Consider the following 22,143-nt stretch of genomic DNA (forward strand, 5'->3'; position numbering starts at 1 on the left):
CAGAAATAAAAGAATGAACTCAACTCTCTATTTTAATGGTCTGATCCTGGCGATGGATGCAAACGACACAAGACCAGAGGCTGTCCTTACCACAGGCCAAACCATTCAGGCGGTTGGATCAGAAGCGCATCTGCGCCAAATCATGCCTCAGGGCACTGAAATGTATGATCTTGACGGGCGCACCATGATCCCCGCCTTTATTGACCCGCATGGCCATTTTCCAGATCCCGGTTTTATCAAACTGTTCCGCGTCAATCTGGCCCACCCGCCACGGGGGGAATGCACAGATATCTCCTCTGCCCTCGCTTTGCTCTCAAAAAAGGCGGCTGAAACGCCTGATGGAGAGTGGATCATGGGTGTCTCGCTGGACAATACTGCAATCGCCGAAGGGAGGCTGCCAACACGTCAGGAACTGGACCAGGTTTCAACAAGTCATCCGATCTGGGTGATCCATGCCTCTGGTCACAATGGTTCTGCGAACTCTCTGGCGCTTCAGATGCAAGGGATTGAGCAACATACGCCAGATCCACTGGGCGGACGGTTCGGTCGCGATCCTGAGACTGGTGAGCTCACGGGATTGATTGAGGGCATCTCAGCGATGGGCGCGATGGGCAACACCGATTTCCTGATCAACAGAGAGAAGTTCTGGCAGGGGTTCAATGCCACCCGGGATGAGTATCTGTCCTATGGGGTGACCTATGCGCAGAATGCCTGGGCGACGCGGGAAATGCTGGAGCATTTCGCCTCACTGCCCGCGGATGAGGATCCTGGATATGATCTGATGCTCCTGCCCATCGGTGAGCTGGAACCAGAACTGACCTCTGGGGCGAAAGCCATTGACTGGCCGCATAATCCACATTTCACGCTTGGGCCAAGAAAGCTCTTTACGGACGGGGCGTTCCAGCTGCAGACTGCCTACCTCAGTGCTCCCTACTTCAAACCAATTGATCCAGATTACCCCTGTGGAATGTCTTACGCCAGCCAGGGGGAGCATCAATTTCAGGTCATGAAACTACATGACCTTGGATATCAGATTCACTGCCATTGCAACGGTGATGCGGGCGCAGACTTGTTCATTAATGCAGTGGAAGAAGCCCTACGGAAAACTCCGCGACAGGATCACCGCCACACGATCATTCACGGACAAGCCCTGCGCGATGACCAGCTGGAACGGATGCTCGCGCTGGGCATCACTGTTAGCTTTTTCTCTGCCCATGTGCATTTCTGGGGTGATCGTCACTATGATACCTTCCTGGGGCCCGAACGAGCCGAGCGGATCTCTCCGGCTGCTTCGGCTGAACGGATCGGGCTGCGCTATACTATACACAATGACGCCTCTGTCACCCCGACACGGCCTATTCATCTCGCCGATTGCGCCGTGAACCGCACAACCTCCGGCGGGCGTGTTCTGGGGGAAGATCAGAAAATCAGCGTTATGTCGGCGCTGCGGGCCCAGACCATTGACGCCGCATGGCAGGTCTTTCAGGAGGACAAACGGGGTTCCATCGAAGTGGGTAAGCTTTGCGATCTTGCAATCCTGTCGCGCAACCCCTTGGAAGCCCCCGATCGGCTGTGTGAAACCCGGGTCCTGGCGACTATCCGACGAGGGGAGGTCGTTTATCAAGCCGAACCTGTCACAAAAGGCTCCGGAGCAAGTCGATGAGAGGCAAGCGGATCGCAATTGCCGGGTTTCAGCACGAAACCAATTGTTTCGGTGTAACCAAAGCAGGCCTTGCGGAGTTCGAAATGGCGGATTCCTGGCCGGAAATGCTGCATGAAGACCGTGTCGTCTCAGAAACGCGGGGCATGAACCTTCCGATTGCCGGTTTTGCTGCGGCAGCCGAAGCAGCCGGGTGTGCTCTGGTTCCGCTCCTCTGGTGCGCGGCGGAACCCTCGGCCCATGTAACGGACCATGCGTTTGAAGAAATCACCGGCATGATCTTACAGGGGCTAAGGGAGGCTGGCCCACTCGATGGTGTTTACCTGGACATGCACGGCGCGATGGTTACCGAAAGCCTTGCTGATGGTGAAGGTGAACTGCTGAGCCGGGTCCGCGAATTCCTTGGACCCGATGTCCCCGTTGTCGCTAGTCTGGATTTGCATGCAAATATCTCTGCCAAGATGATCGAACACTCTGATTTTCTGACCATCTTCAGAACCTACCCGCATTTGGATATGGCCGAAACGGGGGCGCGCTGCCTTCCGGTTCTGAAACGCCTCATGAAGGGAAAGCGGATTCATAAGGCATTTCGTCAGGTCCCCTATCTAATCCCATTACATGCGCAATTCACTGGCATTGCCCCATTTGACGATCTCTATGGTCGACTTCCGGAGCTGAAGGGTAAGGGTGTAGAAGCTGATATCGCGCTTGGCTTCACTGCCGCAGACCTCCCTGATACCGGACCCTCTTGTGTCACCTATGCCGACACGAATGAGGATGCGCAAACAGCTGCTGAAGAGATCATGGATTGGTTCCGACAGATTGAACCCCAGGTTGACCATTCCATGTTATCCCTCCCAGAGGCGGTGCGTGCCACAGATCACACCAGCGACAAACCTCTGATCCTGGCGGATGTCCAGGATAACCCTGGCGCTGGCGGAACCTCTGACACTACCGGTTTGCTGCAGGCGCTTATGGATGGGAAATGCCAAGATGTCCTGATGGGGTTGCTGCATGATCCCGAAACAGCGGCCAAAGCGCATGCAGTGGGTCCAAATGCCAGATTTCGTGCCTCCCTTGGTGGGAAGTCTGGCCTGGAGGATGTGGCCGCCATTGAATGTGAGGTTGAAACGCTCTCCCTGAGTGATGGGATCTGTCCTTATTCGGGGGAGATGTACCAAGGCGGCGTTGCGACACTGGGAAAAAGTGCTGCCCTCAAGCTCATTGGGGTCGAAGCCACCATTGACATCGTAGTGACCAGCCTGCGCAATCAATGTCTCGACCTGGCCCATTTTACCCATTTCGGGCTTGATCCCTGCCGGTACAAAACGATCTGCCTGAAAAGTACTGTCCATTTTCGGGCTGCTTTTGATCCCATCGCGAGCGAAGTAAAGTCAGTCGCTGCACCTGGTGCATTCATCTGCAACCTACGAGATATCTCATATCGCAACTTATCAGAGGGAAAATTGCAGTCTCTCAGAGCGTAACCGACCCTCTTTGCAGCTGTCGGGCCTTCAGGTGCAAAGCTGGAATCTTGTACCACCTCGGACAGATAGGGTTTTCGCCTCAAAGCAATAGCGCTAGAAGACCCTTCATAGCTCTATGGCTCCAGGAGGACCTCCCATGAAAGTCGATGGCCATCATTATAGATCTCTGTGGTGGGATCTGGAAAAAGAGGCGCTGCAGATTATCGATCAGCGCTGGTTGCCCCACGACTTCCGTATTGAGCAACTCGACAGTCTGCAGGACTACTGCGTGGCCATAAAGGACATGCATGTGCGTGGTGCGCCATTGATAGGCGCGACGGCCGCCTATGGGATGGCCTTTGCCATGCGGCAGGATGCAGGTGACGCTAATATGGAGCAGGCCTGGCAGCTTCTCAATGAAACGCGCCCTACGGCTATCAATCTGCGCTGGGCGCTTGATCGCTGCAAGGCGGCATTGGCGCCCCTGCCCCCTGAAAAGCGTGGAGCAGCGGCGCTACGTCTCGCCCATGAAATTGCCGATGAAGATGTTGATATCAATCGGCGCATTGGTGAGCATGGACTTCAGCTCATCCGTGACATTGCCAAGACTAAACCAGATGGCGAACCTGTCCGCCTGTTGACCCATTGCAATGCTGGGTGGATCGCGACCGTCGATTGGGGAACCGCAACCAGTCCGATGTATCAAGCCCATAACGCTGGCATTCCGATTCACGTCTGGGTGGATGAAACACGCCCCAGAAATCAAGGGGCCTTGACCTCTTGGGAATTGGGGAGCCATGGGATCCCTCATTCCTACATCACCGATAATGCTGGCGGGCACCTGATGCAGCATGGCCTTGTCGATCTGGTGATAACTGGCACCGATAGAACCACGCGTCAGGGCGATGTCTGCAACAAAATTGGTACCTACCTCAAAGCATTGGCGGCCAAAGATAACAATGTTCCCTTCTATGTTGCACTGCCGTCTCCGACTATCGACTGGCGGGTTTCGGATGGCGTGAAAGAGATCCCAATCGAGGATCGCGATAGCCGCGAGGTCACCCATGTCACCGGTACCAACAGCGCAGGTGAGATCTCTACTGTTCGTGTTACCCCCGAAGGCACCGGGACCGGCAATCCTGCCTTTGATGTCACGCCAAATCGTCTGGTGACAGGATTGATCACCGAACGTGGGATTTGCGAAGCGAGCGCAACTGGACTTGCCTCTTTGTTTCCTGAAATGGTGTAAAGCCGGAAAGGTCGGTAAGTGAGCGCTTCATATTCAGATACTACAAAGTTGAGACAGGCGATAATTGAGGCCTGTCTGGCGATGAATGCGACAGGGTTGAACCAGGGAACTTCTGGAAACATCTCGGTTCGCTTTGGCGATCAGATGCTGATCACGCCTTCCGGTATTGATTACAATAAGTTGCGCCCGGAAATGATGGTTTTGATGCCTTTGAACGCGGTTGAGCCTGACCCGGATCAGATGAAACCTTCGTCTGAGTGGCAATTCCACCGGGATATCCTGAATGCCAAACCACAGGTAGAGGCCGTTGTTCACGCGCATCCAGTGAATTGCACCGCTTTGGCAATGAACCGGCAAGAAATACCAGCTTGCCACTATATGGTGGCTGCTTTTGGTGGCAGCAATGTGCCCCTGGCTGAATATGCGCTTTTTGGAACCAGAGAGTTGTCTGAAAAGGTGGTCACCGCCCTAAAAGACAGATCGGCCTGCCTGATGGCCAATCACGGTGCGGTTGTGGTTGGCGACACCCTACAAAGTGCCATGTGGCGGATGACGGAGCTGGAGACATTGGCGAAGGGCTATGTCACCAGTTTGTCTATTGGCCAGCCTGTTTTGCTCAGCACCGATGAGATCGAAGAAGTCAAACTGGCCTTTGCCGACTATGGCCTCCGCACTCTTTGAGCTGCCCCACCTCTGAGCCCTTATCAGCCAGACAGGTTTTGCTGCTTCCGCTGAGAAACCGATTTCGACCAGATCGCAGAGAAATGGTTGAGTTTTTTCTGGCAAGCTACTTGCTTCTAAAGAAAAAGCAGAGAGAAGCCTGGGCTCGCTCTCTGCTTTTGCTATGGTACCCAAGGCCGGACTCGAACCGGCACGCCCGCAAAGGCGGGGGATTTTGAATCCCCTGCGTCTACCATTCCGCCACTTGGGCACTGGCCTGTTCCTAAACAAGCATTTCGCCAAGGTCCAGAGGAAAAAACCACTCTGATCAAGGATTTCATGCAAAAAATCGCTAACCCGAAATTGCGGGTGTTGACGCCTAGGCCCTCACATGCGACGCCAGCAAAGATCGGAATTATGGTGGTGGTGCCAGTGCTTCGCAAACTCTACGACTGGACGATGACCCTGGCGGATCACCCAAAGGCGCTTTGGTGTCTCGCCGTGGTTTCTTTTGTGGAAAGTTCCTTTTTCCCTATCCCACCAGATGTCTTAATGATCCCGATGATCCTCGCTCGGCCTTCGCGGGCCTGGCTGATTGCGCTGGTCGCTCTGGTGTCTTCAGTACTGGGGGGGCTGTTTGGCTACGCGATTGGTGCTTTTGCCTATGAAAGCATAGGACAACCAATCCTGGAGGCCATGGGCAAAGGGGCCGCTATGGAGGCGTTCAATGCCAAATTCAACGATTTTGGCTTCTGGGCGGTCTTGGGCGCAGGCGTAACCCCTTTCCCCTACAAGGTGATTACAATCATGTCCGGCTGGACTGGAATGCCAATTGCGACCTTTGTTGCCACCTCAATTTTCGCGCGCGCACTCAGGTTCTTCGCGGTTGCGGCGCTACTCCGTTTTTTTGGCGCCCCTATCCGCGACTTTATTGAGAAGCGACTGGGGGTGGTTTTCACCCTGTTTATCATCTTGCTCTTTGGTGGTTTTCTCGCAGTGAGGTATCTCTGATGAAACGCATTCTTGTCCTTGTCGCCGCTGCAGGTTCTGCCGCTATGATGTTGGGAGCGCTTGGTTTTCAGTATTTTGGAGAGTTGCCACCTTGTAAGATGTGCTATTGGCAGCGCTACCCGCATATCGCTGCGGTGGCGATCGGGGTTCTGACTTACTTCTTTCCCAATACCACTTTGATTTACCTGGGCGCACTTGCCGCCCTCACCACTGCCGGAATCGGCCTCTATCATAGTGGGGTGGAGCGCGGGCTTTGGGAAGGCCCGACCACTTGCACCTCTGGATCGATAGAAAGCCTCAGCGCTGACCAATTGATGGAACAGATCATGTCCGCGCCATTGGTGCGCTGTGATGAGATTCCGTGGGAAATGTTTGGCATCTCCATGGCTGGATGGAATGCCATTCTGTCCCTGGGCCTCGCGCTAATCTGGATTTCTGCCGCTCGCCACGCCCGTTAAATATTATTAAGTTGGGCTCGCAACCTTCAGGCTTAGCTGTCTTTTTTGGTTGCGAGGAGAAGGTTTGTCTCACTACTCACAACACCATCAAAAGTCCGGATTTTGGCGAGTGCGGTGTCGAGGGTTTCCAGGGTCTCTGTGCCAAGTTCTACAATCAAATCCCAGCGGCCATTGGTCGTGTGGATCGCGCGCACCTCAGGTAGGCCTTGAAGCTGCCGCGTAATTCTACTGGTGCCCCTGCCCTCAATTCCAATCATCATGAGACCACGAACAGGGTCGCGCAGCACATCTTCTTTCAGCACGACGGTGAAACCAAGAATATCACCGCGCATCTGCAACCGCTCAATCCGCGCCCTGACCGTTGTGCGCGATAGGTCTAGCTGTAGCGCAAGATCTGACAGGCTGGCCCTGGCATTGTGGCGCAGCGCAGCGACGAGCCGTTCGTCCGTTTTATCCAAAATAACCTCCATAATGGAAACAGACTAAACATACTGGGCAAAATGACTGGTTTCAACCATCACGTTTCGGCGGTTTCTTGAGAGACGAAGAGGAATATGAGGAGGAGCGCAAAGTGACTTCGAAAAACTGCATTCTGATCGGTGCCCCGGTGGACAGCGGCAAACGGCGGGCGGGTTGTCTTATGGGACCGGATGCTTTTCGGACGGCCGGGCTCGCCCCGGCGCTAGAAAGCCTGGGCCATAGCACCGAGGACCTTGGCAATATTTCACCACAGAACTATGAGGCTGAAGACCCCAAGGGCGCGATTTTTGCAAAAAATGAGACCATTGGCTGGACACGCTCCCTCGCCGAGGTAGCGGAACGCGCGATGGAGCGTGGCTTGCCGATTTTCCTGGGCGGCGACCACTCGCTCTCGCTGGGCTCCGTCACCGGAGTCGCCAATTATGCCGCCAAAGCAAGTCGCCCGCTGTTTGTGCTTTGGCTGGATGCCCATACGGATTTCCATACTCCAAAGACAACGGACAGTGGGAATCTGCACGGGACACCTGTTGGATATTTCACTGGCAGGGAGGATTTTGATGGCTTCCCAGAGGTGGCAAACCCGGTGCCGCAAGTGAATGTCTGCATGATTGGTCTGCGCTCGGTCGATACGCCAGAACGCCTTGCACTGGAACACAGCAAGATCCACCGCCACGATATGCGGGATATCGATGAGAATGGTATTGTTGGTCCCCTAAACCGTTTTTTGGAGCGTGTGGCCGCGGCCAATGGTTTGCTGCATGTCTCTTTGGATGTTGATTTCCTCGACCCCTCGGTTGCGCCTGCAGTTGGAACAACTGTGCCCGGTGGAGCAACGGTTCGAGAAGGGCATCTGGTCTGCGAAATGCTGCATGACTCCGGTTTGATGACTTCCTTGGATCTGGTGGAGCTTAACCCCTTCCTTGATGAACGTGGCAAGACGGCCCATCTCATGGTGGATCTCTGCGCCTCTGCACTTGGGCGACGGGTCTTTGACCGACCGACCCGGAGCTACGGCTAACACATGCGCCCAATTTCAAGCCTACAGGCCCCATCTGGGGTGGTCATGATCCGGCCGCATCACTTTTGCTCCAATCCTGACACTCAAGCAGACAATGCCTTTCAAACCGCCAGCGGAGATCCTGAAGCGGTTCGAAAGGCAGCTATCGCGGAGTTTGATACCGCTGTTTCTAATTTGCGGGAAGCAGGTGTGACCGTTCATATTTTTGATGATCTCGGCACCGCAACCCCGGATAGTGTGTTCCCGAACAATTGGTTTTCCACCCATACAGGCGGCCAAATTGCAATCTATCCGATGTTCGCCCCAAACCGGCGCCTAGAGAGACGCTGGGACGTCATCGAGAGTTTGAAGAAAAACTATCGGGTTCAGGATGTTATCGACTATTCTGGACTGGAGCAGGATGACTTGGCCTTGGAGGGAACCGGCGCCATGGTCCTCGATCATATTGGTCGCATCGCCTATACCGTGACCTCTAATCGGGCTGAACCTGTCCTATTGGAGCGATTCTGCACGCATTTCAATTACGAACCCATGGCCTTTGTCGCGCAAGATGCACAGGGGTGCGATGTCTATCACAGCAATGTTCTGATGACCGTCGGCACTGAGTTCGCAATGATTTGCCTTGCCATGATCAGTGATCCTGATCGTCGTCGAGAGATCGCTTCCCGCCTGGAGGAAACAGGTCGTGAGGTTATTGATCTTTCTATGGATCAGATTTCCAACTTTGCCGGAAATGCCTTTGAACTTACAGGGAAAACCAGAATTTTCGCACTGTCAAAACGAGCTTTGGATGTTTTGACATCAAGCCAAATCAAGACAATTGAGAATTCGGCGACCCCCTTGCCGCTTTCCATACCAACCATCGAAACAGCCGGAGGTTCCGTGCGCTGCATGCTTGCAGGCATTCACCTCAGCCCGCGCGAAAGGATCACATCATGACCCTACCTTCTGAAAAAGCACTTGTCCCATTTGTCAGCGTCGACAACATGATGCGGCTGGTTCATAGCATCGGTATCGAGGAGATGCTCAAAGACCTTGCGAGCTACGTCGAGGACGATTTCAAACGCTGGGAGCGTTTTGACAAAACCCCGCGCGTTGCCAGCCACTCGGATGTGGGTGTGATCGAACTGATGCCGACCTCCGATGGGGAGGCTTATGGCTTCAAATATGTGAATGGGCATCCAAAGAACACCAAGGAAGGTCTGCAAACCGTAACGGCATTTGGGTTGCTAGCGGATGTTTACACCGGCTATCCGGTGCTGCTGACCGAGATGACCATGCTGACGGCGCTGCGGACAGCAGCGACATCCGCTATGGCGGCCAAGTATCTGGCACCAAAGGGTTCTGATACAATGGCGATGATCGGTAACGGCGCGCAGTCCGAGTTCCAAACCCTTGCCATGAAAGCTATTTGCGGTTTGAAATCCGTACGTCTCTATGACACAGATGCAGCAGCAACCGAGAAATGCGCGCGTAACCTAGCAGAGCTTGGCCTTGAGGTGGTTCAGTGCCGCTCTCCCGAAGAGGCCATTGAAGGGGCTCAGATCCTCACAACCTGCACTGCGGATAAACAGAATGCAAAGATCCTGACGGACAATATGGTCGGCGCAGGCGTTCACATCAACGCAATTGGCGGTGACTGCCCAGGGAAGACTGAATTGGCCGCGGGTATTCTGGAGCGGTCCGATGTTTTTGTTGAATTCCCACCTCAGACGCGGATCGAGGGCGAAATTCAACAGATGCCAGAGGATTTTGCGGTGACAGAACTTTGGCAAGTGATTACCGGGGAAAAACAAGGCCGTAGGGACAGTAAGCAAATCACACTGTTCGACAGCGTTGGCTTTGCGATTGAGGATTTTAGCGCCCTACGCTACATTCGTGACCGCATCAAAGGCACAGAGTTCTTTATCGATCTCGACATGCTGGCGGATCCAGATGACCCGCGTGATCTCTTTGGAATGCTGCAACGCTCAAAGGTTTGAGGTTTCGCCCACCATTTCGATGGGAGAACATTAAGTTGTCGACATAGGGATCTGTATTCGCGTACCTTTGCCGTTCTTAGGCGTCAAGTTCCGTATCCCAGTATAGAAAATCCATCCAACTTTCGTGCAGATGGTTGGGTGGAAACTTCCGCCCTGCATTGCGTAGCTCACCTGCACCGGGACGTCTGGGCGGTTTGCGTAGTGACATACCTGCACGATGCAGCGGCTTGGACCCTTTCTTAAGATTGCAGGGGCTGCAAGCTGCAACAACGTTTTCCCAGCTGGTTACCCCACCTGCTGCACGGGGTACGACATGATCAAAGGTCAGATCGCCCTTTGAACCGCAGTACTGACAGCAAAACTCATCCCGCAAAAATAAATTAAAGCGCGTGAAGGCCACGCGCTTTTGGGGTTTTACATAGTCTTTTAATACGACAACCGAGGGTATTCGGATCTCCGTGCTCGGACTATGAACGACCTCATCATACTCTGCGAGAATGACCACCCTATCAAGCCAGGCGGCTTTGATAGCATCTTGCCAACTCCAGAGTGAAAGCGGGTAATAGGAAAGAGGCCGATAATCCGCATTCAGGACCAGCGCCGGGTGCTGCTTTAGCGCGCCTGGTTCTCTTACAAAATCACTTCTAAAGTCGCCATCCATTTTACTACGTCTTCCTCGCTCTGACTGCCCAGGCAGCGGCACCAGAGCGGGGAACCCGCCCCAGCATAAGTATAACTATATATCGTGGTTGGAGACTGACAAGTCTCTTCTAAACACTAGATCTCGCCGGTGGAATAGCAGGTTAGCTTGACAATTGGATGACAAGGAGGCGCGATGGGAGCTTGCCAGCGGTCAAAATGCTGCCTATTGGCCCCTATGCCTCGTCTTATCCGTTTCAATAAGCCCTATGATGTGCTGCCGCAGTTTACTGATCGGGGCAGCCAGGAAAGTAGCCGCAAAACGCTGAGTGATTTCATTGACTGCCCCGGAGTTTATCCCGCCGGGCGGCTTGATCGCGATAGTGAGGGGCTGATGCTTTTGACGGATTTTGGCCGTTTGCAGGCCTGGATCAGCGATCCAAGCCACAAGATGGCCAAGACCTATTGGGTCCAGGTAGAGGGCCAACCTGACCGGGCAGGCCTTGAGGCACTCTCAAAGGGGGTTGAGCTGAAAGACGGCCTAACCCTGCCAGCCTCTGCCCACCTGATGGAAGAGCCTGCGATGCTTTGGGCACGAACACCCCCAATACGAGAGCGAAAAAACATCCCCACCAGTTGGATCTCTCTGACCATAAAGGAGGGGAAGAACCGTCAGGTCCGTCGTATGACTGCAGCGATTGGTCATCCAACCCTTCGCCTGATCCGTTATAGCATCGGTACATGGACCTTAGAGGGGCTAAGCCAGGGAAGCTGGGAGGACCTAGAAGTTCCCAGAGTTCCGGGACGTCCTAAACCATCGGGATTGCCCAAATCTCGAACAGAGAAAACTGTTCCGAGTACAAAGCCAAATTCCAAGAAACGCAAATCACCCCCAGAGAAACGCGATTCAGCCAGGCGAAAACGCAAAACCTAGCCAGTGGCTAGGTTTCTTGGTCTCAAACTGCTGAGTGAAAGTTATGAGCGCTATCAAAGCCCAAGCTTGTCACGCATAAAGGCCAGGGCAACGCTCAGACCATCACCCGCAATCCCGTGCCCAGTACCTTTTTGAACATGGGCAAAGACGTCCTGGAATCCCGCATCCTGTAGGGCCTGCGCCGCCTCTGGCAGGGATTCGACCGGCACCACCTCGTCCTGGTCCCCATGCACCAGCAAAACGGGCATCCGGCTGATGACCTCATCCTTGAAGGTATCAGGAGTGAGCAAGCGGCCCGAGAATGCGACGATCCCGGAAATCGCATCTTCCCGACGGGGTGCGACATGCAAGCTCATCATTGTGCCCTGAGAAAAACCAAACAGAACCACCTGTTCCGGCAAGACATCCTCATCAACCATCAGCGCGTCGAGGAAGGCGTTCAAGTCATCAACAGCGGCCGCCATTCCGCGCATGCTCTCTTCTTCGGAAGATCCATCAATCCAGGGAATTGGGAACCACTGATAGCCCATAGGTGAACCAGCACAATTCTCTGGGGCGTCTGGCGCCACAAAAAGCGTATCCGGCAGATGCTCCCCCAGGGGATCAGCCAAGCCCAATAGATCTGCACCATTGGCACCATAGCCGTGCAAGAACACCACGATGGAGCGGGTAACTCCAGAGAGCGGCTCTTTCCGGCCGGCAGTCAAAACACGAGTCATCTGATCCCTTCCCTGTCTTTCACCACATGGTAATAGGCCCAGAGGATGCGGGCTGCAACCGACCGCCAGGGTGACCATTCCTCGGCCAATGATCTCAGCTCTTTCTCACTTGGACGTTTCTCAAGTTCAAAGAGGTGGCGCGCGGCCTCCTGTAGGGCCAGATCACCTGGCGCAAAGACATCCGCACGCCCCAGAGAAAACATCGCATAGATCTCTGCTGTCCAAATACCGATGCCTGAAACCTCTGTCAGTATTGTCACAACATCATGTGTAGGTTTGTCTCGTAGGGCTTTGAAATCTATTCCAGCTTCCGAGAGGGCGCGTGCATAGCGGATCTTTTGCCGACTTAGGCCGGCGGCACGCAGGTCTTCGTCGCTGGCCCATTTGATCTTGCGCGGACCGGTTAGTCTCGCCGCTTGCAGGCGTTTCCAAATTGCATTTGCAGAGGCAACGCTGACCTGCTGACTGACGATCGCACTCAGCAGCTGGGCGAAACCATCCGTTCTTCTACGCAGGGGCAAAGGGCCGCATTGGGCCATTGCGGTTGCAAATCTGGGCTCTGCCTGACACAGCCAAACCGCCCCTTCGGCAACGCAGTCAAGCGAGTGAATGATCCTTCCGGCCTGAGGAGCTGCAGAGACCACGATTGACGTCACGTTACTTTTCCTTAACCGGTTATCTATCAGCAGAACGCGCCGCTTCTGTGCAGATAGCGGCTTGTTCCGGCACATCTTGAGGGTTAGGCATCCCATATGACAATGAGCATGACCAGTCCAAGCGACAGCACCGCAAAGAAAAACGTAGCCATTCTTGTTATGGCTCAGGCCATTCTAGGGGCGCAGATGCCGATGATTTTCATCATTGGCGGGTTGGCGGGGCAATCTCTGGCTTCTAATCCCTGCTTTGCAACCCTGCCGATTTCGCTGATCGTCGCCGGCTCGATGGCTGCGGCAAACCCGATTTCATCGATCATGCAGCGTTGGGGCCGTCGCGCCGGTTTCTTCACTGGAGCCTTCTTTGGAGCCCTTGGCGGTTTGGTCGGTGCTTACGGGCTGTATCTCGGTTCCTTCCCGGTATTCTTGCTCGGAAGCCTCCTGACCGGTGTATATATGAGTGCGCATGGCTTTTACCGCTTTGCAGCCGCCGATACCGCATCGGAGAGCTTCCGCCCCAAAGCGATTTCCTATGTAATGGCCGGCGGGCTCTTGTCCGCGATTATTGGACCCCAGATCGTTAAGGCGACCAGCCAGGTCTTTGTGATCCCCTTCTTGGGAACCTATTTCGCGGTCATTGCGCTGAATGTTCTGGGCTCATTGCTATTTCTATTCCTCGATATTCCAAAACCTGCGCCACCACGCGCTGATCTGCCCAAAGGGCGCAGTCGTTGGGAGCTACTAACCACGCCAGCAATCGCCGTGGCCGTGATCTGTGCCATGGTGTCCTACGCTCTGATGAATTTGGTCATGACCTCGACCCCCCTCGCGGTGGTTGGCTGTGGCTTTAGCGAAAACCTGGCGGCTGACGTTGTCACCTCTCATGTTCTGGCGATGTATGTTCCCAGCTTCTTCACCGGACACTTGATCGCGCGCTTTGGGGTAGAAAAAGTCGTTGCGGCGGGGCTCGTGATCCTGGCGGCTGCCGGCGCGGTTGCCCTTCAGGGTGTGGAGCTTGAGAACTTCTTTGTGGCTTTGATCCTGCTGGGCCTTGGTTGGAACTTTGGCTTTATTGGCGCAACAACCATGCTGGCGGGCTCACACTCCGCCGAAGAGCGGGGCCGTATGCAGGGCATGAACGACTTCCTCGTATTTGGTGGCGTAACCATGGCTTCACTGGCATCCGGCGGGTTGATGAACTGCTCTGGCGGCAACCCTGTCGAGGGCTGGACCGCAGTCAACATGGCCATGGCACCCTTCTTGGTATTGGCTGGCGGTGCACTGCTCTGGCTGGTGCTGCGACCCAAAGAAGCTTGAAGTTGCAGATGTAAACACCTCAAACTATTTGGTTTTCCCGAGCAATTTAAGCGGTGTTGTCTTCTGCGGAACTCTTGTTACCACCGTCCTGTGCTGGATGCCCACAATAATGAGCTTCGACGGCGAAACTCGCTGGTCCCCAGCGCACCCTCTGCCACACGATCAGGGTTTTCTACGACCTGCTTTAGGATTGCCTGCGCCTGCCATCCAGGCAACATTGCTGCACTAGCCGGGCGTGAGACTTTTCCCCTGTGCCGGTGCGCGGCCTTGATCTTTGACAAGCCTTTCTTGGCGAGCGTGCGCACACCTTCGGAAGTCCCATCCAGCAAGGGAACGCGCTTTTGTGCGACCAATTCAGGGATGGCTCTGAACCAGCCAGCAAGACCAGCACCATAGGCAAAGCTTCGGACTGTGCTCTCATCCGCCTCACCCAGCGCTGCGGCTGCCATCCACATAAGGTTCCCGCTGGTGGCATCGATGTAGCGATCCAGATCAGCCGCATCCTCAAACGGGTCGCGATAAATGTCCCAACGGCGCGCCTCTGCCATTGCATCTATGCAGGTCGCAAGGCTCGGATCCAAGCGCCGAGCCAGCGGTGTTGCAATGTGATGGCGTCTGACTGGCCCGCCCTGGGCAATCTCTGCCCCTGTATCGCGCCACCATTGAAGACGCATCTCTGCGATCATGCTCTCCTGGCTGGCCCAAGGCGCCCGTGACATTTCGAGATTGAATGCATAGAGCGCAAAAAGAAGTGGCCTCGCCTCAACCGGTGCTGCCATCGTGGCCAAAAAACGGTCTGGGTCGCCCTGTTGAACCAGTTCGGCACAGGCCGTCAGATCTGCGTCAAACTGCATCCTTGGCCTCAGCGGCGACCTGGTGGATCAGCTTCCAGCGGATGGCATCCAGAAGCGCCTCAAAAGAGGCGTCTATTATATTCGCGCTGACCCCCACTGTGGACCAGCGGCGACCATCGCTATCTTCACTGTCGATTATGACGCGTGTGACAGCCTCTGTGCCGCCTTGTGTGATCCTAACCTTAAAATCGACGAGCCGCATATCAGACAGAGGTTTTGAGAAACGACCAAGATCCTTTATCAGCGCCTTGGCCAAGGCATTCACAGGGCCCCGGTCGCTGCCGGTCTCATCCATGGATTCGCTTACTGACAGGCGCTTTTCCCCGTCCACCTTGACCACAACCACCGCCTCAGAAAGGCTGACCATCTGGTTATACTTGTTCTTGCGGCGCTCAACGGTGACTTTGTAGCGTTTCACTTCAAAGAGGTCAGGGCATTGCCCCAACTCTTCGCGCGCCAAAAGCTCAAATGAAGCCTGTGCCGTATCGTAAGAATAACCTTCGGCTTCACGCTGCTTGATCCTGTCAAGAATGCGGCTCAGCGCTGGATCGCCTTTGTCAACGATCAGACCCGCTTCGGTTAGGCGGCGGCGCAGGTTGGATTGACCCGCCTGATTGGACATCGGGATAATACGAGCATTGCCGACCTCCGCTGGGTCAATATGCTCATAGGTTGAGGGATCCTTGAGGATCGCGCTCGCATGTAGGCCAGCTTTATGGGCAAAAGCAGAGGCGCCGACATAGGCTGCCTGCTTGCTGGGAACCCGGTTCAGGATTTCATCCAGCATCCTGCTGATGCGGGTCAGTCCATTTAGACCCTCGCGTGGAACGCCGGTTTCAAACTGGCTGGCATAGGGTTCTTTCAGCAGTAGCGTTGGGATCAGAGCGGTCAAATTGGCATTGCCACAACGCTCCCCCAGCCCATTCAGAGTTCCCTGGACTTGCCGGGCGCCCGCTTCAATTGCGGCGAGAGAACAGGCCACGGCATTTTCCGTGTCATTATGGGTATGTATGCCCAGTTTCTCACCTGGAATTCCTGCGGCGATAACCTCCGACACAACCTGAAAAACCCGCGAGGGCAAGGCTCCACCATTTGTGTCACACAGAACCACCCAACGCGCGCCAGCCTCAAGCGCTGCACGACAGGCCGCCAGAGCATATTCAGGATTGTCCCGATAACCGTCAAAGAAATGCTCGGCATCAAACAGGGCCTCGCGCCCCTGCGAGACGATATGTGCAACAGAGGCGCCGATATTTTCCAGGTTTTCTTCCAGAGAAATGCCTAGCGCCTGGGTCACGTGGTAATCGTGGCTCTTGCCCACCAGACAGACCGCGGAAGTGCCCGCATTCATGACCGCTGCCAGAACCTCATCATTGGCGGCAGAGCGCCCTGCCCGCTTGGTCATGCCAAAAGCGGTCATAGTTGCGCGTGTCTTTGGCGCCTCTTCAAAGAAGGCGCTATCGGTCGGGTTCGCCCCCGGCCAACCGCCTTCGATGTAGTCCATACCTAGGTCGTCAAGCGCCTGGGCGATCTGCTTTTTTTCTTCGGTCGAGAACTGCACCCCCTGGGTTTGCTGCCCGTCCCGTAGGGTGGTGTCATAGAGGTATAGGCGGGTTTTGCTCATCCTAAAGCCTCCAGCTTGGTTGGGTCGAACCCCTTGCCTGGCACAAGTTCAACACCTGCTTTGCTCATTCGGACTTCAAGACCGGCGTCGATATAGGCCGTTTTTAAACGGTCCACCTCGGAAAAATCCTTACTCTCCATCGCAGTTTCACGCGCTTTGGCGAGCTTGTCCTCATATTCCGAAAGGTCGACCTTAGGCGTTTCTGCCCACTCTCCCCTCTCGTTGGTCAAGAGCCCCATCAACTGGCCGGACGCCAGCAACCCTGCCGCATCCCCAGCCCTAGCCAGTTTGTGCAGTTCAGCCACTGCCCCTGCGGTATTCAGATCATCCGCGATGGCATCCAACACCGAAGAAGCTGGAGCTGCACTAGGCTCAACCCCATCTGTCAGCGCACGCCACTTGCGCAGCGTCGCTTCGGCTTCCTTGGCTTTTTTATCGGTCCAATCCATCGGTTTGCGATAGTGGGTCTGCAGGAACACCAGGCGGATCACCTCACCCGGATAGCCCTGCTCCAGCAGGTCACGCACAGTAAAGAAGTTGCCCAAGCTCTTGGACATCTTCTTGCCTTCGACCTGCAGCATCTCATTGTGCAGCCAGTAACGTGCAAAGCTGTCATCGCCATTGGCGCAGCAGCTTTGCGCAATTTCATTTTCGTGATGCGGGAACATCAGGTCATTGCCGCCGCCGTGGATGTCAAATGTATCACCCAAGAGTTCATATGACATGGCAGAGCATTCGATATGCCAGCCCGGACGGCCCCTGCCCCAAGGGCTATCCCAACCGGGCAGATCATCGCCGGAGGGTTTCCACAGCACAAAATCCATCGGGTTCTTTTTGTAGGGGGCAACCTCAACCCGCGCGCCCGCGATCATATCGTCAACCGAACGGCCAGAGAGGCGACCATAGTATTCTTTCCAGCTGTCAACGGCAAAAAGCACATGGCCCTCTGCCGCATAGGCGTGGCCCTTACTGATCAGATCAGAAATCATGTCCACCATCGGCGCGATGTATTCGGTGGCCCGCGGCATATGATCAGGCTGCATCGCCCCCAATGCGCCCATATCCTTCAGGTACCAATCGATGGTTTCATTGGAACGCGCATGCACCAGCTCTTCTAGGGTGCCCTCTGCTCCCGCCTCCTTGCGCGCGACCGCAGTGGCGTTGATCTTGTCATCGACGTCAGTAAAGTTGCGCACATAGGTAACGTGATCCGCCCCATAGACATGACGCAGCAACCGATACAGGGTGTCAAATACCACTACTGGCCTGGCATTTCCCAGATGGGCGCGGTCATAGACCGTAGGGCCACAGACATACATACGCACATTCTTTGCATCAATCGGTGTAAACTCCGATTTCTTGCGGGTCTTGGTGTTGTGCAGTTTTATCGTTGTCATATCGGCTCCTAAGACAGGCAGGATTGGGCGGGTGTCGACCCAAAAGGCACGCAGAGCGGGCTTAGCAACTTGTCATGAGGATGAAAACGACAGAAACCGGCCCGCTGAATATTTCAGCAGGTAATGCAGCAGATAATCTGGGTGCGGATCTGGTTCATGGGGACTGAGTAACACGGAAATCTTTAGCCGCCAAGCCTTGTTTGAAACCTAGGATTGCAGCACATTCCATCTATGACACGAGAACTCATCAATCAGATTTGTGATGCGCTGCCTGGTAGCGAGCAGTCTGACCCCTGGGGGGGCGGACATGACGCTTGGAAAATCGGCGGCAAGATGTTTGCCTGTATAGGAGCGGTTGCAGATGGAGTTTCCGTAAAAACGCCGGATGTAGAAACGGCGCAAATGTTGATCGATGCGGAAATAGCGGTCAAAGCGCCTTATTTTCATCGGTCCTGGGTGCGTCTTCCTCTCGAGACCGAGGAGGCAGAGCTAAGGCATCGCATCGAAAACTCCTATTGGCAAATCCGCAGAAGCCTTCCCAAAAAGCTGCAGGCAAGCCTGCCAGAAACCTAGTGCTCCGCAACGGGCTATGATGCTGCTGCTAGCCAGTCGAAAACTGCCCCCGCAATGAGATCTCAACCGCTGTCGCTAGATCAGATCAAAATCCAAATGCTGCAAATGTCTGGAAAGATGCGGTGTCCTGCTGCCGCGCAGTCCCAGTTTCGACCGGGTTGCGTCGCAGGTAAGGGTATCCCTGCGCTGTAGGGGTGCCACGGCCTTCCCAAGCAGTGACAGCAAACCCGTCATCAAACCCAGCGCTACTATCGATAAAGTTCTCTACCCCGAATGCGTTCTGGGGATTCGTCTCCAAGTACCCGAAGTAAACGCCTTCTTGGTACTCAAGCTGCAGCAAGCCAGCAGAAACCCTTTTGAATAGCTGAGAAATAGGAGACCCTTTGGAATTATCGGTATCTTCTTGGATGGCAATCGGGTTTTGTTGCAAGAAATGCAATTGAAAACTCCTGGCTTCGGTCGTCCCTTCCTGAATGATCCCTCTATTCAGGTCCGCCTCAGCAATTGGGAGGTCAAAGGTCTGAGAAATCTCTGTCGTCCCTTTCAGGGAAACCAAAGCAGCCACAAAAAGACAAGCCAGCGTCACTGGAGTGGTTCTTGGCACAAATTCAGTAGCTTCGTGAGCAGCTGGCATCGCATTCTTGCCCCGTAAAAGTGCCCATTCCGGGCACGAAATCCCCTGGGTACTATTGCAAGCAGACCTTAATACTTGGTTTTCAACAAGCATACCCAGTCCACCCTTCGGCCGGAAATGACAACAAATTTGCAATTTTCTAAAATTGTTCTCACCCAGGTGAAAATGCGCGTGGTCCCATGCCGATTGCGGTGCCTGACACCGAGCGTAGATGAAAAATATGTCGTGTTTTTCACATGGGTCGCAAACAGACCAGCAGGGGTCGGTCAATCTGTCAGTATCGACTGCTATGAAGAAGCAGATAATGCAAGAAGAGCGAAGTGCGATCGACTTGATCTGGCGTACCATCGGTGCGACCAGAGGCCGTGCCGCACGCGGTCGCCCAGGATTTTGGTTTCTAAACTCCTAAAACCAAACACCTGTTCTCTTTGGAGCCTTCATAAATGACAGATCAATCTCCGAACCGTGCCCGCGCCGCCCGTGGCGGCGGAAGGGCTGCGCGCCGCGCCGCGCGTGCAACCGCTCTCCCTGAACATCTGCGCCCAGTGCGCCCAGGTATGGAAGGTGGTTATTACAAACCACTTACACAGGAAGGTATGGAAAAAATCCACCAGGCCGCCCTGCAAGCGCTTGAAACCATTGGACTTGCTGATGCCCCTCCGAGTGGTGTTGAGTATCTTACCAATGCGGGATGTATTCTGGGTGACAATGGTCGGATCCGGTTCCCGCGCGCCTTGGTGGAGGACATGCTGGCAAAAGCAAACCGCTCCGTCACATTGTTTAGCCGCGACGGCAAAAATGACCTAGAGCTCTCAGGGCACCGCGTTCACTATGGAACTGCGGGAGCCGCGGTCCATATGGTTGATGTCGAGGGTCGTAACTATCGAGATTCCACCGTTCAGGATCTTCATGATGCGGCGCGCATTTGTGACCAGCTCGACAATATCCATTTCGTTCAACGACCTATGGTCTGCCGTGACATTCCGGACAACCTGGAGATGGACCTGAACTCCATCTACGCGACGACCTGCGGAACCACCAAGCACGTTGGCGTTTCCTTTACAGAGCCCGGCTATGTCGCCCCAGCAATGGAAATGCTGCATATGATTGCAGGTGGTGAAGACAAATGGCGTGAACGTCCTTTTGTGTCCAACTCCAACTGCTTTGTTGTGCCGCCAATGAAATTCGCCACCGAAAGCTGCGAAGTTATGGAGGAATGCATCAAACATGGCATGCCAGTATTGCTTCTATCAGCAGGGATGGCCGGTGCAACCGCCCCATCCACCATTGCCGGAGCGATAACCCAGGCTGTGGCGGAATGCCTAGCGGGTCTTGTCTATGTGAATGCGGTGAAACCCGGAGCACCTGCGATCATCGGTACTTGGCCTTTTGGCCTCGACCTTCGGACCGGAGCGATGACTGTTGGTTCAGGCGAACAAGCGCTTCTGACAGCAGGATGTGCCCAGATGCACAAGTTCTACGGCCTCCCCGGAGGCGCAGCCGCTGGGGCCTCCGACTCGAAATTGCCTGACATGCAAGCTGGCTGGGAGCAGATGTGTTCTAACGTCATGGCCGGACTTTCTGGCCTGAACATGGTCTATGAAGCCGCTGGAATGCATAGTTCGCTCCTGGGGTTCTGTCATGAATCCCTGATCCTCAGCGATGATATGATCGGCCAGGCACAACGCTGTGTCCGTGGTATCGAAGTTACCGAGGAAACCCTGGCACTGGATCAAATAGCCGAAGTTTGTTTGGGGGGAACCGGGCATTATCTTGGGACAGATCAAACCCTTAGCCGTATGCAGGTGGATTATGTTTACCCCGCACTCGGTGATCGAACCTCTCCAAAAGAATGGGCAGAACTAGAAAAACCTGACCTGGTTCAAAAGGCAATCAAGCGGAAGGAACAAATCCTGTCTGAGCGGGCAGCAGCACGCTTTGATCCTGAACTTGATCGCAAGATTCGTGAGAGTTTCAACATTCACCTCACGGCCTAAGCTTTAGTAAAAGGGCGGGGAATAGCCCGCCCTTGCAACTTTGAAGAGGATGCTCTTCTATCGCGCTTTGAGTAATTGCCGCCAATACTCCAATCTGGCAGGCAAGGGAAAATTGCCTTTTGCCTTCTCTGCCATGTAGAGTAGCTCTTTGCGACGAAGCTCGGGAGTGACGCTAGCGCTGACCTGTCCGTCATGGATACGGTTCACGACCTGCGTCTCGGGCAGGATTAGGGGGTCGCCATGCCTGTCCCAAAGACGCTGATAAAGGTCGACATCCATCAACCAGATTAGTTCTTCGTCAAATAGCTCAAGCCCAGAGCGGCGCATAGCCAGTACTGAAGGACTTGAAACCGTGTTTCTTCCAAAGCGAAGTTTTTGCGTAAGCCTGGGCACCATGGGGCGCTCTATCGTAATCCCATCACGCGAAACGCCTGATCCACAGAGGAGCCATTCCCCCCCTTTTTCAAAGGCTTCTGATGTCTTTTTCAGCACATCTTCAGAACCTAGATAATCATCTTGGAAGAGGATTTTAATCACCTCTCCCTGTGCGTGGTTTACCGCATTATTCGTATTGGCTGACGCCTGCCTCTTACCCTCGAGATTCCAGACATGTCGTATAGAAAGCCGGGATTCAAATTGATCACAGACGCTCTGTACAGCAGTGTCACTGGATTGGTCTGAAACGATGACCTCAAAGTCATCAAAACTCTGCCGCGTCAGAATCTCAAGAGAGTCAGAGAGATAGGACGCGCCTTTCCCGCCCATTGAATAGGCGGGAATGCAAATACTAATGCTTGCCATAATGTGCCTCAGTTTCT

22 protein-coding genes and 1 tRNA gene are annotated in these 22,143 nt (G+C 54.5%); 13 read left to right on the plus strand and 10 right to left on the minus strand.

The annotated features are described in order from the left end of the window. The first annotated feature begins 13 nt into the window (after positions 1-13). The 4 genes from RSK20926_RS04515 to RSK20926_RS04530 all read left to right on the plus strand — a co-directional run bounded on the left by RSK20926_RS04515 (position 14) and on the right by RSK20926_RS04530 (position 5,056). Positions 14-1,663: an amidohydrolase gene (locus RSK20926_RS04515; protein ID WP_008204704.1), complete on the plus strand. Its 1,650-nt coding sequence runs from the start codon at positions 14-16 to the stop codon at positions 1,661-1,663. Further along, positions 1,660-3,147 carry a M81 family metallopeptidase gene (locus RSK20926_RS04520; protein WP_008204705.1) on the plus strand — a complete coding sequence of 496 codons (1,488 nt, stop codon included), beginning with the start codon at positions 1,660-1,662 and terminating at the stop codon, positions 3,145-3,147. The genes RSK20926_RS04515 and RSK20926_RS04520 overlap by 4 nt, the downstream gene beginning before the upstream one ends. Before the next feature lie 136 nt (positions 3,148-3,283). Further along, positions 3,284-4,375, plus strand: coding sequence for an S-methyl-5-thioribose-1-phosphate isomerase (mtnA, locus tag RSK20926_RS04525; RefSeq protein ID WP_008204706.1), 1,092 nt, complete (start codon positions 3,284-3,286; stop codon positions 4,373-4,375). Between the two features lie 18 nt (positions 4,376-4,393). Further along, a complete protein-coding gene (locus RSK20926_RS04530; protein WP_037253752.1) occupies positions 4,394-5,056 on the plus strand; it encodes a class II aldolase/adducin family protein in 663 nt (220 codons plus the stop codon). A 164-nt stretch (positions 5,057-5,220) separates the two neighbouring features. On the opposite strand, the gene RSK20926_RS04535 is transcribed toward RSK20926_RS04530, so the two are convergent. Beyond that, a tRNA-Leu gene (locus tag RSK20926_RS04535) sits at positions 5,221-5,306 on the minus strand. A 161-nt stretch (positions 5,307-5,467) separates the two neighbouring features. On the opposite strand from RSK20926_RS04535, the gene RSK20926_RS04540 reads away from it, so the two are divergent. Continuing rightward, positions 5,468-6,046 carry a YqaA family protein gene (locus tag RSK20926_RS04540; protein WP_037253918.1) on the plus strand — a complete coding sequence of 193 codons (579 nt, stop codon included), beginning with the start codon at positions 5,468-5,470 and terminating at the stop codon, positions 6,044-6,046. Further along, positions 6,046-6,504 (plus strand): disulfide bond formation protein B, encoded by a 459-nt coding sequence (locus RSK20926_RS04545; protein ID WP_008204710.1) that lies wholly within the window; start codon positions 6,046-6,048, stop codon positions 6,502-6,504. Before RSK20926_RS04540 ends, RSK20926_RS04545 begins: the two co-directional genes overlap by 1 nt. 32 nt (positions 6,505-6,536) lie before the next feature. Here the strand turns inward: RSK20926_RS04545 and RSK20926_RS04550 are convergent, their stop codons facing one another. Continuing rightward, positions 6,537-6,962 (minus strand): Lrp/AsnC family transcriptional regulator, encoded by a 426-nt coding sequence (locus RSK20926_RS04550; RefSeq protein ID WP_037253754.1) that lies wholly within the window; start codon positions 6,960-6,962, stop codon positions 6,537-6,539. Between the two features lie 113 nt (positions 6,963-7,075). Between RSK20926_RS04550 and rocF the strand changes: the two genes are divergently transcribed. From rocF to RSK20926_RS04565, 3 genes are read left to right on the plus strand one after another with little or no spacing between them, the layout of a single operon-like run. Beyond that, a complete protein-coding gene (gene rocF / locus RSK20926_RS04555; protein ID WP_037253921.1) occupies positions 7,076-8,002 on the plus strand; it encodes an arginase in 927 nt (308 codons plus the stop codon). Between the two features lie 12 nt (positions 8,003-8,014). Then, positions 8,015-8,941, plus strand: coding sequence for a citrulline utilization hydrolase CtlX (gene ctlX, locus RSK20926_RS04560; RefSeq protein ID WP_037253924.1), 927 nt, complete (start codon positions 8,015-8,017; stop codon positions 8,939-8,941). Then, positions 8,938-9,984: an ornithine cyclodeaminase gene (locus RSK20926_RS04565; RefSeq protein WP_008204714.1), complete on the plus strand. Its 1,047-nt coding sequence runs from the start codon at positions 8,938-8,940 to the stop codon at positions 9,982-9,984. Before ctlX ends, RSK20926_RS04565 begins: the two co-directional genes overlap by 4 nt. Positions 9,985-10,060: 76 nt before the next feature. On the opposite strand, the gene RSK20926_RS04570 is transcribed toward RSK20926_RS04565, so the two are convergent. Continuing rightward, entirely contained in the window at positions 10,061-10,645 is a 585-nt protein-coding gene (locus RSK20926_RS04570) for an HNH endonuclease (protein WP_008204715.1), read from the minus strand. A 216-nt stretch (positions 10,646-10,861) separates the two neighbouring features. On the opposite strand from RSK20926_RS04570, the gene RSK20926_RS04575 reads away from it, so the two are divergent. Continuing rightward, complete coding sequence (locus tag RSK20926_RS04575) at positions 10,862-11,557, plus strand: pseudouridine synthase (RefSeq protein WP_008204716.1); 696 nt, start codon at positions 10,862-10,864, stop codon at positions 11,555-11,557. A 53-nt stretch (positions 11,558-11,610) separates the two neighbouring features. Here RSK20926_RS04575 and RSK20926_RS04580 read toward each other — a convergent pair whose 3' ends face one another. Both RSK20926_RS04580 and RSK20926_RS04585 read right to left on the minus strand, forming a co-directional pair. Next, positions 11,611-12,276 (minus strand): alpha/beta hydrolase, encoded by a 666-nt coding sequence (locus RSK20926_RS04580; protein ID WP_008204717.1) that lies wholly within the window; start codon positions 12,274-12,276, stop codon positions 11,611-11,613. Next, positions 12,273-12,920, minus strand: coding sequence for a DNA-3-methyladenine glycosylase family protein (locus RSK20926_RS04585; RefSeq protein WP_008204718.1), 648 nt, complete (start codon positions 12,918-12,920; stop codon positions 12,273-12,275). The genes RSK20926_RS04580 and RSK20926_RS04585 overlap by 4 nt, the downstream gene beginning before the upstream one ends. A 108-nt stretch (positions 12,921-13,028) precedes the next feature. Between RSK20926_RS04585 and RSK20926_RS04590 the strand changes: the two genes are divergently transcribed. Further along, positions 13,029-14,246 carry an MFS transporter gene (locus RSK20926_RS04590; protein ID WP_008204719.1) on the plus strand — a complete coding sequence of 406 codons (1,218 nt, stop codon included), beginning with the start codon at positions 13,029-13,031 and terminating at the stop codon, positions 14,244-14,246. A 77-nt stretch (positions 14,247-14,323) separates the two neighbouring features. Here the strand turns inward: RSK20926_RS04590 and RSK20926_RS04595 are convergent, their stop codons facing one another. Genes RSK20926_RS04595 through cysS form a run of 3 tightly spaced genes read right to left on the minus strand, consistent with a single transcriptional unit; the run spans position 14,324 to position 18,121 of the window. Beyond that, a complete protein-coding gene (locus RSK20926_RS04595) occupies positions 14,324-15,100 on the minus strand; it encodes a squalene/phytoene synthase family protein (RefSeq protein ID WP_008204720.1) in 777 nt (258 codons plus the stop codon). Next, positions 15,090-16,724, minus strand: coding sequence for a citramalate synthase (gene cimA, locus RSK20926_RS04600; RefSeq protein ID WP_008204721.1), 1,635 nt, complete (start codon positions 16,722-16,724; stop codon positions 15,090-15,092). The genes RSK20926_RS04595 and cimA overlap by 11 nt, the downstream gene beginning before the upstream one ends. Next, positions 16,721-18,121, minus strand: coding sequence for a cysteine--tRNA ligase (cysS, locus tag RSK20926_RS04605; protein ID WP_008204722.1), 1,401 nt, complete (start codon positions 18,119-18,121; stop codon positions 16,721-16,723). Before cysS ends, cimA begins: the two co-directional genes overlap by 4 nt. Positions 18,122-18,352: 231 nt before the next feature. Here cysS and RSK20926_RS04610 point away from each other — a divergent pair, with 231 nt between their 5' ends. Then, positions 18,353-18,694 carry an MmcQ/YjbR family DNA-binding protein gene (locus tag RSK20926_RS04610; protein WP_008204726.1) on the plus strand — a complete coding sequence of 114 codons (342 nt, stop codon included), beginning with the start codon at positions 18,353-18,355 and terminating at the stop codon, positions 18,692-18,694. Between the two features lie 85 nt (positions 18,695-18,779). On the opposite strand, the gene RSK20926_RS22765 is transcribed toward RSK20926_RS04610, so the two are convergent. Next, entirely contained in the window at positions 18,780-19,676 is an 897-nt protein-coding gene (locus tag RSK20926_RS22765; RefSeq protein ID WP_157133038.1) for a hypothetical protein, read from the minus strand. Positions 19,677-19,771: 95 nt separating this feature from the next. Here RSK20926_RS22765 and RSK20926_RS04620 point away from each other — a divergent pair, with 95 nt between their 5' ends. Beyond that, the gene (locus RSK20926_RS04620; RefSeq protein ID WP_008204731.1) at positions 19,772-21,325 is read left to right on the plus strand and encodes a trimethylamine methyltransferase family protein; all 1,554 of its coding nucleotides are present in this window, start codon (positions 19,772-19,774) and stop codon (positions 21,323-21,325) included. Between the two features lie 57 nt (positions 21,326-21,382). On the opposite strand, the gene RSK20926_RS04625 is transcribed toward RSK20926_RS04620, so the two are convergent. Further along, positions 21,383-22,126, minus strand: a complete 744-nt coding sequence (locus RSK20926_RS04625; RefSeq protein ID WP_037253760.1) for a glycosyltransferase family 2 protein — start codon at positions 22,124-22,126, stop codon at positions 21,383-21,385. Between the last annotated feature and the right edge of the window lie 17 nt (positions 22,127-22,143).

The sequence above is a fragment of the Roseobacter sp. SK209-2-6 genome (genome assembly GCF_000169455.1).
Lineage (GTDB): Bacteria > Pseudomonadota > Alphaproteobacteria > Rhodobacterales > Rhodobacteraceae > Pseudophaeobacter.